Source organism: Paracoccus sulfuroxidans (genome assembly GCF_007830335.1).
Classification (GTDB): domain Bacteria; phylum Pseudomonadota; class Alphaproteobacteria; order Rhodobacterales; family Rhodobacteraceae; genus Paracoccus; species Paracoccus sulfuroxidans.
Genome location: NZ_VLKU01000013.1, coordinates 27,686 through 41,074 on the forward strand (window position 1 = coordinate 27,686; position 13,389 = coordinate 41,074).

Below are 13,389 nucleotides of genomic sequence, written 5' to 3' on the forward strand. Positions count from 1 at the left end.
TAACCTTTTCTTTGCTTATTCAATGTACTTCGACATGACCAGCGATGCGTTGGTGCCGCCAAAACCGAAGCTGTTGGAAAGGATCGAATCGAAATCGACACCATCAATCCGTTGCGTTGCGACCTCGTCGGGATGGATCTCGGGGTCGAGCTGGGTGATGTTGGCCGAGGCGCCGATGAACCCGGCCTGCATCATCAGAAGCGAATAGATCGCCTCGTGAACGCCGGTTGCACCCAGCGAGTGGCCGGTCAGCGACTTGGTCGAGGTGACCGGGGGAACTGCGCCTTCGCCAAAGACGCGGCGCAGGGCCCTGATCTCACCCACATCGCCCACCGGGGTCGAAGTGCCATGCGCGTTGACATACGAAACGCGGCGGCCTTCAGGCAGGGTCGACAGCGCAAGCTTCATCGAACGCTCGCCACCCTCGCCCGAGGGGGCGACCATGTCATAGCCGTCGCTGGTCGCGCCATAGCCGGTCACCTCGGCATAGATCTTGGCGCCGCGGGCCAGCGCGTGCGAGAGCTCCTCCAGCACGACCACGCCACCGCCACCAGCGATGACAAAGCCGTCGCGCGTCGCGTCGAAGGGGCGCGACGCGGTTTCAGGGGTGTCGTTATACTTGGACGACATTGCGCCCATCGCGTCGAAGAGGCAAGACAGCGTCCAGTCCAACTCTTCTCCGCCGCCAGCGAAGACGATGTCCTGCTTGCCCATCTGGATCAGTTCGGTGCCGTTGCCGATGCAATGCGCCGAGGTCGAGCAGGCCGAGGTGATCGAATAGTTCACGCCTTTGATTTTGAAGGGCGTGGCAAGGCAGGCCGAGTTCGTCGACGACATGCAGCGCGTGACCATGAACGGGCCCATCCGCTTCGGAGAGCCTTTTTCGATGACGGTCTTGTGCGCCTCGAAGAGGTTCGCCGTCGAGGGGCCGCCCGATCCGACGACCAGACCCGTGCGCGGGTTCGAGACATCGGCCTCGTCCAGGCCGGCATCCGCGATCGCCTGCTGCATGGCGATGAAGTTATAGGCCGCACCGGCGCCCATGAAGCGCAGGTTGCGTTTGTCGATGTGGTCTTCCAGCACGATCTGGGGCATGCCGTGGACACGGCTGCGGAAGCCCAGTTCTTCGTACTCGGGGGCAAAGACGATGCCGGACCGGCTGGTCCGAAGGCTTTCGGTCACCTCGGCGGCGGTGTTGCCGATGGGCGAGACGATGCCGATCCCGGTAATGACGACGCGGCGCATGGAATGCTCCTTGTTCTGGGTCAGGCTGCGGACAGGGCGACTTTCATGTCCTTGACTTCATAGATGGTCTCGCCATCCGCTTCGACGCGACCATCAGCCACGCCCATGGTCAGGCGGCGGGTCTGGAGCGCCTTGGTGAAGTCGACATGATAGCGCAGAAGCTTGCGGTCGGGGCGGACCATCCCGGTCAGTTTCACCTCTCCGACGCCCAGCGCATAGCCCCGGCCTTGCCAGCCGCGCCAGCCAAGGTTGAAGCCGGTCAGCTGCCACAGCCCGTCAAGGCCAAGGCAGCCGGGCATGATGGGATTGCCGGGGAAGTGGCAGGGGAAGAACCACAGGTCGGGGTGGATGTCGAATTCGGCGACGACATGGCCCTTGCCATGCAGACCGCCATCGCCCGAGATATCGGTGATGCGGTCCATCATCAGCATCGGCGGTTCGGGCAATTGGGCATTGCCGGGGCCGAAAAGCTCGCCACGGGCGCAGGCCAGCAGATCTTCCTTGTCGAAGCTGGTCCTTGTCATCGTCATACGTTAGCCCGTCCTTCCTTGATCAGGTGCTTGCAGCCCACGGCAGATGGCCGTCGGCGAACTTCGGATCGGTCTATCATCGCGCAAGCGCACGGCGCAAGTGTGACGGGCAGGCGAAGGCCCGAAGAACCGGGCCTAAAACCACTGTCCGGGCTCCATCAGGCCGAAATCCATCAGCTGCTGCGATTGCCAGCGAAAGGGCTGCGAGTTGCGCCAGGTGAAGCCGCTGATCTGCCCGCGAGAGCGCGGGTTGCGGGTCAGTCCCTTGGCCACGCGAAACGAGGTGATGACCGCCGTCAGATTGTGGTGCCAGGGACAGGCGTAGGTGTTGTATTCCTCGATATTGAAGCGGTGGCTGCTGAGCAGTTGCAGGCCCGGCTGGGTCCGGAACAGCGCGATCCGGTCGATGCGGCGGCGGTTGTCGGGCAGATATTCCTCAAAGCGCCAGCGCAGCCCGCCATAGAAGTTCAGCTGCCGCTCATGCGCGCCACCGTCGCGGTTGGGCCGGCCAAGCGCGTAATAGCCCGAGCCGTCGAACATCGCTTCGGACACGCTGACGGCATCGGGAAAACGCTCCAGATCGGGGGCATAAAGGTCGATCACATAGGTCAGCATCGCGCGCCGCCGTTCCTCGGCATGGAAGGCCAGCAATTCGCCGACGCTGCGCGATTCCGAGAAGGGGTAGAACAGGAATTCCGCGTTGTGACAGTAGTAAAGCCAGGTGTCCGGCGGGGCCGCCTCGATGACCGCGTTGACGGCACCGACATGCGACTGCGGACGACGGGCGTCATAGCGCAGGTTGACGATGCGGGCGCTGGGGGCCTCGGGCAGTTGCGCGGGCTCCAAGGGCTCGGGCGAGAGCGCGAGGATCAGCTTGAAGCCATTGCCCAGATGATGGGCCAGCGTTTCGCGGACGGCGGCCTCGTCCTCGATCAGGACGATGGCGATCGGCCCCTTGGCCAATCGCGACGGCTGGGTCTTCAGGAAGGATTGCAGCGTGGGGAAGCTCATTGCCGCTCCTAGCGGTAGGTCATGGCCAGAATGTTGCGACATGGGCAACGCATGGTGATCGCAGCAGCCTCGGGCGTGACCCGGACGAGATCCCTGACCGGATATATGACATGCCCGCATCGAACGGAAAAGAGCGGGAAGGGGGCCAGGTCGCCCGGATGCGGCCAGTGCGTCGCCTGGCGTCGCGCGATCATGCCTATCGGGCATGAAATGCCGGGTTTCATGTGAGAATCCGGTTGAAACACAGCACTCGCAGGCATATCTAGACCACCGTCAATACCGGCAATCGAAGGAAGACAGCCATAGCCCGCAGACCGCACAATGCTCCGCCCGCCCGCGACACCGGCCCTCGTGTGAACGAACGCATCCGAGTCGCTGAAATCCGCCTGATCGGAGCCGATGGAGAAAACATCGGGGTTGTGACCCCGGCGCGGGGAATGGAGCTGGCCCAGGAAGCCGGGCTGGACCTTGTCGAGATCTCGCCCAACGCGGTGCCGCCGGTCTGCAAGATCATGGACCTCGGCAAGTTCAAATATGAACAGCAGAAGCGTGAAGCCGAAGCCCGCAAGAAGCAGAAGGTCATCGAGGTCAAGGAAATCAAGTTCCGTCCCGGGACCGACACTCATGACTATGACGTCAAGATGCGCAGCGTGCTGAAGTTCCTGGGCGAAGGCGACAAGGTGAAGATCACCCTGCGCTTCCGTGGCCGCGAGATGGCGCACCAGCAGCTGGGCCTTGAACTGCTGCACCGCGTTGCCGCCGATGTCGGCGAAACCGGCAAGGTCGATTCCATGCCCAAGCTGGAAGGCCGGCAGATGGTGATGATGATCTCGCCCCGGTAAGGGCGGGATCTGACGAATTTCAGGGGCGGCAATGGCACAGGATCTGCAGGTATTGGTTCAGCGCGAACCCGAGGCGGATCCGGCGCTGCCCCTGCCCGAATACCAGACCCATGGCGCAGCGGGCGCCGATCTGCGCGCCGATCTTCAGGGTGCAGAACTGGTCCTGCAGCCCGGAGAGATCAAGCTGGTGCCGACCGGCCTAAGGGTCGAAATTCCCCACGGATATGAGATGCAGGTGCGGCCCCGCTCGGGCCTTGCGCTGAAGCATGGCATCACCGTGGCCAACGCGCCGGGCACGATCGACAGCGATTATCGCGGTCCGCTGGGCGTGATCCTGATCAATCTGGGCCAGCAGGCGTTCACCATCGCGCACGGCGACCGAATCGCGCAGGCGGTGATCGCGCCGGTGGTGCAGATGACCTATCGCCTGGCCGAGACGCTCAGCGACAGTGACCGCGGCAAGGGCGGGTTCGGGTCGACCGGGCGCGGCTGATGGCGCTGTTGATTCCCGTCCTGCTGCTGGTGGGCCTGACGCGGGCCTGGTGGCTTCTGATCATTCTGGCGCTTTTGGGCGTGCTGCGCTGGCTGGGCCTGCGCGGCTGGGCGCTAGGCGCGACCGGCATCCTGCTGTGGCTGGCGGCTGCCGGGGCGAAGTGGCGTTGGCCCGAAAGCATCCTTTCCTCGCTGATCGCCTGGCGGGTCGAGACCATGCTGATCACTCTGGCGCTGGTCGTGCTGGCGGTGCTGTTCACGCTTCTGCTGCGCTATCTGCACAGCCGCAGCGCCGAACTGCCGCAATCCGGGCCGGGCCTGACCCCGCTGCGCGGGGCCGCGCAGGTCGCGCCGCCCGACACGCGCCCTTCGGATGATGAGCTGATGCGCTACGCCCGACATATCGTGCTGCGCGAACTGGGCGGGCCGGGGCAGTCGAAGCTGCGCAAGGCGCATGTGCTGGTCGTGGGCGCGGGCGGTCTTGGCGCGCCGATCTGCCTTTATCTGGCCGCCGCCGGGATCGGCCGGATCACGCTGGCCGATGATGACAAGGTCAGCGTCTCGAACCTGCAGCGGCAGGTGATTTTCCGCAGCAGCGACGACGGGCGGCTGAAGGCGCAGGCCGCGGCCGAGGCGATGCGCGCCTTGAACCCGCATGTCGAGGTCACGCCGCTGATGCGCCGCATCACCGAAGGAGATGCGGATCTGCTGCGCCAGTTTGATCTGGTGCTGGACGGGACCGACAGCTTTGCCGCCCGCGCGGCGGTGAACAAGGCCGCCGTTCTGGCGCAGGTGCCGCTGATCGCGGGCGCGATGTCGCAATGGGAAGGGCAGGTGACCATCTGGGACCCGGCCCGTGGCGCGCCTTGCTACGCCTGCCTGTTCCCGACCGCACCGGCGGCAGGCCTTGCGCCCTCCTGCGCCGAGGCGGGCGTGGTCGGGCCGTTGCCCGGCATCATCGGCAGCACCATGGCGCTGGAGGCGATCAAGCTGATCGCGGGCGCGGGCCAGCCGCTGCGCGGCCGAATGCTGATCTTTGACGGTCTTTGGGGTGAGACGCGGACCATCGCGCTGCATCCCCGGGCAGACTGCCCGGTGTGCGGCGGGTCTGGACATTCCGTCTCAGGCTGAGAAACTTGCGCCAACCCTGACACGCTGTCGCGAAAGGCGCCCCTGATGAATCCCGAATTGACCGAATGGACCGGCCCGCTGGGCCTGCCGCGCTTTGACCTGATCCGTGATGAGGATTTCGGCCCCGCGCTGGACCAGACGCTGGCCATGGCCGCCGATGCGGTCGAGGCGATCGCAGCCAACAGCGCGCCGCCGGATTTCGCCAATACCGTTGCCGCGCTGGAGATGGCAGAGGAGCCGCTGAACCGCGTCTGCTCGGTCTTCTATACGCTGGCGGGCGTTGATTCGAACTCGGCCCGCGAGCAGCTTCAGCGCGAGATGGCGCCCAAGCTGGCCGCGCATGGCAGCAAGGTCAGCATGGACCCGCGGCTTTACGCGCGCGTCTCGGCGGTGATGGAGGGGGCCGAGGCCCTTTCGCCCGAGGATCGCCGCCTGACCGAGCTGACGTTGCGCGGGCTCAAACGCGCCGGGGCGGGGCTGACCGGCCCCGCGCGTGACCGCATGGCCGAGATCCGGCAGCGCCTTGCCGTCCTCAGCACCGAGTTTTCCCAGAATGTCCTGACCGATGAGCGTGATTTCGTTATGCCCATCGGGGACGATCAGCTTGGCGGCCTGCCGGACTGGCTGTTGCAGGCGATGAAGGCGGCGGCGCGCGAACGCGGGATGCCGGGGCAGGTGGTGACGCTGAACCGCTCTCTGATCGTGCCTTTCCTTGAATATTCCAGCGACCGGGCGATGCGTCAGGCCGCCTGGGGGGCCTGGGTCGCGCGCGGCTCGGGCGAGGGCGCGGGCGGTGCCGAGACTGACAACCGCCAGATCGTGACCGAGATTCTGGGCCTTCGGCATGAGCGCGCGCAGCTTCTGGGCTATGCCGATTTTGCCGCCTACAAGCTTGAGCCCGAGATGGCGCGCAATGCGCAAAACGTGCGCGACCTGCTGATGCAGGTCTGGACGCCCGCCATTCAGCGCGCCCGCGCGGATGAGGTGAAGCTGACCACGATGCTGCATCTGGATGGCGTCAATGGCGCGCTGGAGCCCTGGGACTGGCGCTATTACGCCGAGCAGCGCCGCAAGGCCGAGCATGCCCTCGATGAGGCGGAGGTGAAGCCCTACCTCACGCTGGACGCGATGATCGGCGCGGTCTTCGACACCGCGCACCGCCTTTTCGGCCTTGAGATGCGCGAGATCTCGGCGCCCCTCTGGACGCCTGCCGTGCGGGCGTGGGAGGTGACGCGGAACGGTCGGCATATGGCGGTTTTCCTGGGAGATTACTATGCGCGGCCCTCGAAACGCTCGGGCGCGTGGTGCTCGACGCTTCAGTCGCAGCACAAGCTGGGCCAGGGGCAGCGGCCCATCGTCATCAACGTCTGCAACTTCACGCCGCCGGAAACCGAGAGCGCGCCTGCCTATCTGTCCTGGGATGACGCGCATACGCTGTTCCATGAATTCGGCCATGCGCTGCACAATATCCTGTCGGATGTGACCTGGCCGTCGATGTCGGGCACCTCGGTCGCGCGCGATTTCGTCGAGCTGCCCAGCCAGCTTTACGAACATTGGCTGGAGCAGCCCGAGGTGCTGGACCGCCACGCCCGCCACGCCCAGACCGGCGCGCCGCTGCCGCAGGATTTGCGTGACCGGATTCTGGCCGCAGGCAAGGCCGACACCGGCTTTGCGACCACTGAATATCTGGAAAGCGCGCTGGTCGATCTGGCCTTCCATACCGGCACGCCGCCCGCCGATCCGATGGCGCGGCAGGCCGAGATTCTTGCCGAACTGGGCGCGCCCTCGGCCATTCCCATGCGCCACGCGACCCCGCATTTCGCCCATGTCTTTTCGGGCGACGGCTATTCTTCGGGCTATTACAGCTACATGTGGTCCGAGGTGATGGATGCCGACGCCTTCGAGGCTTTCATGGAAAAAGGCGACGCCATGGACCCGCAGACGGCGCAAAAACTTGAGGAATGGATCCTTTCGAAGGGAGATTCCGCGCCCGCAGACGATCTTTGGTTGAAATTTAGGGAACGAAAACCGGGGGTTCACGCTTTGTTGAAAGGACGCGGCCTTTTAGCCGATGATTCCGATAACAAGGGAGAACACCTGGTATGAAGCTGAACAAATCCTATCTGGCCATTGCCGCCGTCGTGGGTCTTGCCGGTCTTGCCGCCTGCGACAAGACGGCCCCCGCCGTTCCCGAGCCGACTCCGGGGCCGATTGCCTCGTCCAGCTCGCTCAACGGGACCTATAACCTCCTGGAATCGCAGTGTGACAACCCGACCAGCGACAAGAGCCTGGTGATTGATGGCAACAAGTTCATCTTCCCCGGCTCGACCTGCACGGTCGCCTCGACCTCCAGCAAGGTGAACCAGACCGAGGTGACGCTGTCCTGCGATCAGGGCGGGAACCGGGTCGTGCTGCTGCAATCGCGCGAAAAGCTGCTGCGTCTGACCGAACAGACGACCACGCTGAACTATTTCCAGTGCAGCAAGGCGCAGGCCAGCACCGACTCTTTGGTCGGGCAAACGCTCTGACAGGGTGATGCGAACCGCGTCCGGAGGGCCATTGCGGCCCCTCGGACGCAAATGCGCCTAGTCGCGGACCTCGCCGGGGTCGACGCCCCAGATGGCGGTTTTCGGCACCCAACCCTTTTCGCCGCCGCCCGAGATCCGGCACCAGTCCGGCGTGCATTCATTCAGCCGCACGATGGCACCCGCCTCGGCGCGGGCCATGACATTGGCATGCTCCTCAGGGCGGTTCAGAACCTCGGTCATATCCTTCAGGATGATCGCGGTGCGCACGCCCGACAGCAGCGAATAATGCACCCAGCCGCCGAACCCGTCCTGATCCTCGACCCGGCGCCATTGCCCGAATTCGGCAACAACGCGCAAGGGCAGGCCGGAATGGCGAAACACCCAGTCGATGCGATGCGAGAGGCTGGGGCCACGGCGGGCGTTGCCCTCGCTGCCCTTGAGGCTGACATAGCGCGGCACCGGAAGGTTGGTCACGACGCCCCGGCCCGGATCGCGTGGCTCGGCCTGATGGCGGCTGATCTCGGCATCGGCCGAGACTTCGGGGGCGGCTGCACCCTCTGCCGTCGCCGTGGCTTCCTCGGCCTGAGCCAGTGCCGCCTCGGCCTGAAATTGAAGCCCGCTCGCCAGCAAAGCCGCGCACAGCCACGCCCGTAGTTGCATCATATGCCTGTCCTGCCTTTCGGGGTCTTGTGCACGCCCCGCAACGCGGGCACTTTGCCAAAAAGCGCCCGGCTTTGGAAGAGAGGACCGATCATGACTGCATCACATGCCGAAGATCAAAAGCGTGCGCGCCTGAAGGTTACGGTGACCCGTCGCCTGCCCGAGGTGGTCGAAACCCGCATGTCGGAACTGTTCGACGTGCATCTGCGCCATGACGATACGAAGATGACGCGGGATGAACTGGTCGCGGCCATGCGGTCCTCGGACATTCTGGTGCCGACGGTGACCGATACCATCGACGCGAACATGCTGGCGCAGGCGGGCGAGCGGCTGAAGCTGATCGCAAGCTATGGCGCGGGCGTCGACCATATCGACGTGCATTCGGCGCGTCAGCGGGGCGTGCTGGTCTCGAACACGCCGGGTGTCGTGACTGAGGATACGGCGGACATGACGATTGCGCTGATTCTGGCCGTGACGCGCCGCATTCCCGAAGGCATTGCCGAAATGCAGGCCGGGCGCTGGAAGGGCTGGGCGCCGACCTCGCATCTGGGCGGCCGCGTCGGTGGTCGTCGGCTGGGCATTCTGGGCATGGGCCGGATCGGGCAGGCGGTCGCGCGGCGGGCGAATGTCTTTGGCATGCAGGTGCATTACCACAACCGCCGCCGTCTGCGCCCCGAGATCGAGGCGGAACTGCAGGCGACCTATTGGGAAAGCCTTGATCAGATGGTCAGCCGCATGGACATCATCTCGATCAACGCGCCGCATACGCCCTCGACGTTCCATCTGATGAACGCGCGTCGGCTGAAGCTGATGAAGCCCTCGGGGGTGATCGTGAACACCTCGCGCGGTGAGGTCATCGACGAAAACGCGCTCACTCGCATGCTGCGCTCGGGCGAGATCGCGGGCGCGGGGCTGGACGTCTTCGAGCATGGGCATGAGATCAACCCCCGCCTGCGCGAACTGCCGAATGTGGTCCTGCTGCCGCATATGGGCTCGGCCACCATCGAGGGGCGGGTCGAGATGGGCGAGAAGGTCATCATCAACATCAAGACCTTCGCCGACGGCCACCGGCCGCCGGATCTGGTCGTGCCGGGACTGCTGTAAGGAAAGGGGGCCGCGGGCCCCCTTTTTCATTCAGGCCCGTGCCGGAACTGCGGCGGCTGAACGCGCCTCGGCCCCCGCGATCAGGCCGATGCCCCAAAGGATCAGCCCCGCAGCGACCGCCAGCCCGCCTGCGTTCACCAGTTGCGGCGGCATCAGCGGCGGCAGGGAAACCGGGATTGCCCCCAAAGCATAAAGCACCGCGCCAAGCGCATTCCGTCGATCCGAGCGCAGGGCCACAGGCAGCAGGCACAGTGCCGAGGCCAGGAAGGTCAGGCCGATCACCAGAAGCTCGGGCCGGATGGCGGTCAGGATCTGCATCCGCGTATCGGGCGGAAGGTCCGGAAACAGGCGGTTGTTGAGGAAGGTGACGATGACCAGCCCCGCCAGCCCCAACATGCCAAGGACCAGTGCCCCAAGTGCCAGCCCGTCGCGCGGGCCGGTTTTCAGCGACAGCCAGAACCCCGGAAAGCCCAGCAGTCCCAGCAGCGGGACCAGCGCCCCAAGGCCGGGGCTGGACGCGGGCAGGTAAGCGTCCAGCGCTGTGTCGATGGCATAGGCCGCGCCCGAAAGGATCAGCGCCGTGCCAGAGATCTTGAAAAACCAGTTGGAAACCATGTTAGAACCCTGAAATATGTTGACGATGCAAATATAGGACGAGTCATATATGACTTGTCCAGTAAATTCGAGGTGTCATGTCGCTGAGTTTCGCCATTCTGGGTCTGCTGACCTTCCAGCCCATGTCGGGTTACACGTTGAAATCGCGCTATTTCGATCGCTCGATTGCGCATTTCTGGCCCGCCGATCAGGCGCAGATCTATCGTACGCTGCAACAGCTGGAGGCGGGCGGAGCGGTCGAAAGTGAGGTCGTCGACAACTCGGGTCGGCCGAACAGCAAGCTTTACGCGATCACCTCTGCGGGGCGGGAATCACTTGAAGGATGGCTGGCCGCCACCCACAAGATCGCCCCGCTGCGGGATGCCTTTCTGGTCCAGCTTTACTTCGGGCGGCTTCTGTCGCGCGATCAGATGCTGGTGGTTCTGCAGGGTCGCCGCGCGGAACATGCCCGCCAGCTGGACTATTTCCGCAAGCTTCAACTGCCTGAACCCGACAGCGACCAGATGCGCAGGCAGCTTCTGTTCGGAGAGATGACGCTGGATTTCGCCCGCCGGAATGAGGCGATGATGCTGGACTGGCTCGACGCCTGCATCGCGACGGTGGCGGCGCTTTCCGACGATTGATTTGCGTCGTTTTTCATCCATGTCGCTTTTTGCTTCTCAAATGTCGCGGCCACCGTGCGACATTGAAAAGGGCGCGTCAGTATGGGCCGCAAGCCAATCACGGAGAGCCCAATGAAAACCCATGTCAAAGCCCTGATCGTCGGAGGAGGAGCCGTCGGCTGCGGCATCGCGCTGCATCTGGCGCGCGCGGGATGGGACACGATGCTGGTCGAGCGCGATGAGCTGACTGCGGGCTCGACCTGGCATGCGGCGGGCCTTCTGCCACTGTTCAACATGGGCTATGCGACCGGCCATATCCACGACTATTCGGTCAAGCTTTACGCGGGGCTTGAGGCGGAAACGGGCCTGAACGCGGGCTTTACCCGCTGCGGCAACCTGCGCATGGCGCAGACCGACGCGCGCATGGACGAATACATGCTGTATTCGACCACGGCCGAGACCATCGGGATCGAGCATGAATTCCTGACCCCCGCCCAGATCAAGGAGCGCTGGCCGCTGGTCCGGACCGAGGATCTGAAGGGCGCGCTGTTCCACCCGACCGATGGCTATATCAACCCCGCCGATGTGACGCAGGCCATGGCCCGCGCGGCCCGGCTGGCCGGGGCCACCATCGAGCGGAAGATCCAGGTCAACGGCTATCGCTGGACCGGCTCGGAGTGGATCGTCTCCTGCGACCGCATGGTCGAGAAGGGCGGCAACCTGATCGCCGCGAATGAGCCCTTCGAGATCCATGCCGAACATGTGGTGACCGCGACCGGCAACCACGCGCAGCGCACGGCGCGGCTTCTGGGCATCAAGATCCCGGCGATCCCGGTCGAGCACCAGTATATCGTGACCGAACCCGACCCCGCGCTGGTCAAATGGCGCGCCGAGGGCAACCCCGAGCATCCCGTGCTGCGCGACGCCGATGCGAAATGGTACGTCCGTGAGGAACGCGGTGGCTGGATCCTTGGCCCCTATGAGCGCAATGCGCCTGCGCGCTTCCTCTATGATGTGCCCGAGACCTTCCGCGCCGACCTCTTCCCGCTGGATCTGGAGCGGATCGAGGAAGAATACATGTCGATGATCCACCGGATTCCGACCTCGGAAACGGTGGGGCTGAAGGACGATTTCAACGGCCCGATCTGCTATACGCCAGACGGCAACCCGCTGGTCGGCCCGGCTCCGGGTCTGCGCAACATGTGGCTGGCCGAAGGCTTCAGCTTCGGCATCACCGCCGCAGGCGGCGTCGGCCACTACCTTGCCCAGATCATGACGCAGGGCGAGGCCGAGATCGACATGGCAAGCCTTGATCCCCGCCGCTTCGGCCGCTGGATGACCACCGAATATGCGGTCAAGAAGAACGAGGAAAGCTATGAGCATGTCTTCGTCCTGCACCACCCCGATGAGGAACGGGAAGCCGCGCGTCCGCTGCGCACCGCCCCCGCCTATGACCGTCAGGCCGCTGCAGGGGCGCAGTTCGGGCAGGTGAACGGCTGGGAGCGGCCGAACTATTACGCGCCGCAGGGCTTTGACGATCACGCGGCCCGCAGCTTCCGTCGCGGTGGCTGGTGGCAATTCGTGCAGGACGAGGCCAAGGCCATCCGCGAGACGGCGGGTCTGATCGACGCCTCGGCCTTCGCCAAGCACCGGGTCTATGGGGCAGGGGCCACGGCCTTTGTCGACTGGTTGACGACGAACAAGCTGCCGAAGGTTGGGCGCATCAACCTGACCTATGCGCTGACCGAGACCGGGACGACGCATACCGAATACACCGTCGTCCGGATTGCCGAGGACGACTATTACCTGATCTCGGCCGGTGCCTGGGCGGACTACGACGGCGACAATCTGACGAAGCTGGCCGAGGACAAGGCCGGTGATTTCGGCCCGATCATCGTGCAGGACATCACCACGCAATGGGGCGTCTATGCCATCGCTGGTCCGAATTCGCGCGCCATCCTGAATGAGATCGTGCGCGACGCCGATCCCGCGACGGTGCTGGGCAACAAGCGATTCCCCTGGCTCTCGATGCGCAATATCGAGCTGGGCATGGTCCCGGTCCGCGCCATTCGTGTGGCCTATACCGGCGAGCTGGGCTGGGAGCTGCATTATCCCATCGAATTCGGCCGTCACCTCTGGGACCTGCTGGTCAAGGCGGGTGAGAAGCACGGGCTGAAGCTGGTCGGCGCGCGAGCGCAGAACTGGCTGCGGCAGGAGAAATCCTATCGCGCCTTCGGCACCGAACTGGGCCGCGACGCCACGCCGCTGGAGGCCGGGCTGGACCGCTTCGTCGATCTGGGGAAAGACTTCCGCGGCAAGGCGGCGATGGAGGCCAAGGGTATCCGTTCGAAATGCGTGACGCTGCTGATCGACGGGCCTGAGGACGCCGATCCCTGGGGGCGCGAGGCGCTGTATCTGGATGGGGTCAAGGTCGGTCGCCTGACCTCGGGCGGCTATTCGGTGGCCTTCGGGAAATCCATCGGCATGGGCTATGTCCGCCCCGATCTGGCGGTCGAGGGCACGCGGCTGAAGGTTCGCATGATGCGCGAGCTTTATGACGCCGTCATCACTGAGGACAGCCCCTATGACGCCGAAAACAAGGTGATCCGCATCGACGGCTGATCGCCTC

General features: G+C 64.6%; 14 protein-coding genes. 8 read left to right on the top strand and 6 right to left on the bottom strand.

Features of this window, described 5'->3' with window-relative positions; genetic code table 11:
• Window positions 1–15: 15 nt before the first annotated feature.
• The 4 genes from fabB to IQ24_RS17320 form a co-directional block, all read right to left on the bottom strand.
• The gene (gene fabB, locus IQ24_RS17305) at window positions 16–1,245 is read right to left on the bottom strand and encodes a beta-ketoacyl-ACP synthase I (protein ID WP_145399541.1); all 1,230 of its coding nucleotides are present in this window, start codon (window positions 1,243–1,245) and stop codon (window positions 16–18) included.
• Window positions 1,246–1,265: 20 nt separating this feature from the next.
• Entirely contained in the window at window positions 1,266–1,775 is a 510-nt protein-coding gene (fabA, locus tag IQ24_RS17310) for a bifunctional 3-hydroxydecanoyl-ACP dehydratase/trans-2-decenoyl-ACP isomerase (protein WP_145399542.1), read from the bottom strand.
• Window positions 1,776–1,910: 135 nt separating this feature from the next.
• Window positions 1,911–2,786 (bottom strand): glycosyltransferase family 2 protein, encoded by an 876-nt coding sequence (locus tag IQ24_RS17315; RefSeq protein ID WP_145399543.1) that lies wholly within the window; start codon window positions 2,784–2,786, stop codon window positions 1,911–1,913.
• An 8-nt stretch (window positions 2,787–2,794) separates the two neighbouring features.
• Window positions 2,795–3,010: a hypothetical protein gene (locus tag IQ24_RS17320; protein ID WP_145399544.1), complete on the bottom strand. Its 216-nt coding sequence runs from the start codon at window positions 3,008–3,010 to the stop codon at window positions 2,795–2,797.
• Between the two features lie 129 nt (window positions 3,011–3,139).
• Between IQ24_RS17320 and infC the strand changes: the two genes are divergently transcribed.
• The 5 genes from infC to IQ24_RS17345 are packed head-to-tail and all read left to right on the top strand — an operon-like array spanning window position 3,140 to window position 7,779.
• Window positions 3,140–3,628: a translation initiation factor IF-3 gene (gene infC, locus IQ24_RS17325; RefSeq protein WP_242008302.1), complete on the top strand. Its 489-nt coding sequence runs from the start codon at window positions 3,140–3,142 to the stop codon at window positions 3,626–3,628.
• Between the two features lie 31 nt (window positions 3,629–3,659).
• Window positions 3,660–4,121, top strand: a complete 462-nt coding sequence (dut, locus tag IQ24_RS17330; RefSeq protein WP_145399546.1) for a dUTP diphosphatase — start codon at window positions 3,660–3,662, stop codon at window positions 4,119–4,121.
• On the top strand, window positions 4,121–5,251 hold the full coding sequence (locus tag IQ24_RS17335; RefSeq protein WP_145399547.1) for a HesA/MoeB/ThiF family protein: 1,131 nt from the start codon (window positions 4,121–4,123) through the stop codon (window positions 5,249–5,251). The genes dut and IQ24_RS17335 overlap by 1 nt, the downstream gene beginning before the upstream one ends.
• Window positions 5,252–5,296: 45 nt before the next feature.
• Window positions 5,297–7,357 (top strand): M3 family metallopeptidase, encoded by a 2,061-nt coding sequence (locus tag IQ24_RS17340; protein ID WP_145399548.1) that lies wholly within the window; start codon window positions 5,297–5,299, stop codon window positions 7,355–7,357.
• Window positions 7,354–7,779: a hypothetical protein gene (locus tag IQ24_RS17345; protein ID WP_145399549.1), complete on the top strand. Its 426-nt coding sequence runs from the start codon at window positions 7,354–7,356 to the stop codon at window positions 7,777–7,779. The genes IQ24_RS17340 and IQ24_RS17345 overlap by 4 nt, the downstream gene beginning before the upstream one ends.
• A gap of 57 nt (window positions 7,780–7,836) precedes the next feature.
• Here IQ24_RS17345 and IQ24_RS17350 read toward each other — a convergent pair whose 3' ends face one another.
• Complete coding sequence (locus IQ24_RS17350; RefSeq protein ID WP_145399550.1) at window positions 7,837–8,442, bottom strand: SH3 domain-containing protein; 606 nt, start codon at window positions 8,440–8,442, stop codon at window positions 7,837–7,839.
• Between the two features lie 90 nt (window positions 8,443–8,532).
• Between IQ24_RS17350 and IQ24_RS17355 the strand changes: the two genes are divergently transcribed.
• Window positions 8,533–9,543 (top strand): 2-hydroxyacid dehydrogenase, encoded by a 1,011-nt coding sequence (locus IQ24_RS17355; RefSeq protein WP_145399551.1) that lies wholly within the window; start codon window positions 8,533–8,535, stop codon window positions 9,541–9,543.
• Between the two features lie 30 nt (window positions 9,544–9,573).
• Here the strand turns inward: IQ24_RS17355 and IQ24_RS17360 are convergent, their stop codons facing one another.
• The gene (locus IQ24_RS17360) at window positions 9,574–10,158 is read right to left on the bottom strand and encodes a hypothetical protein (RefSeq protein WP_145399552.1); all 585 of its coding nucleotides are present in this window, start codon (window positions 10,156–10,158) and stop codon (window positions 9,574–9,576) included.
• Window positions 10,159–10,235: 77 nt separating this feature from the next.
• Between IQ24_RS17360 and IQ24_RS17365 the strand changes: the two genes are divergently transcribed.
• The gene (locus IQ24_RS17365) at window positions 10,236–10,781 is read left to right on the top strand and encodes a PadR family transcriptional regulator (protein WP_145399553.1); all 546 of its coding nucleotides are present in this window, start codon (window positions 10,236–10,238) and stop codon (window positions 10,779–10,781) included.
• A gap of 111 nt (window positions 10,782–10,892) precedes the next feature.
• On the top strand, window positions 10,893–13,382 hold the full coding sequence (locus tag IQ24_RS17370; RefSeq protein ID WP_145399554.1) for a GcvT family protein: 2,490 nt from the start codon (window positions 10,893–10,895) through the stop codon (window positions 13,380–13,382).
• The last annotated feature ends 7 nt before the right edge of the window (window positions 13,383–13,389 follow it).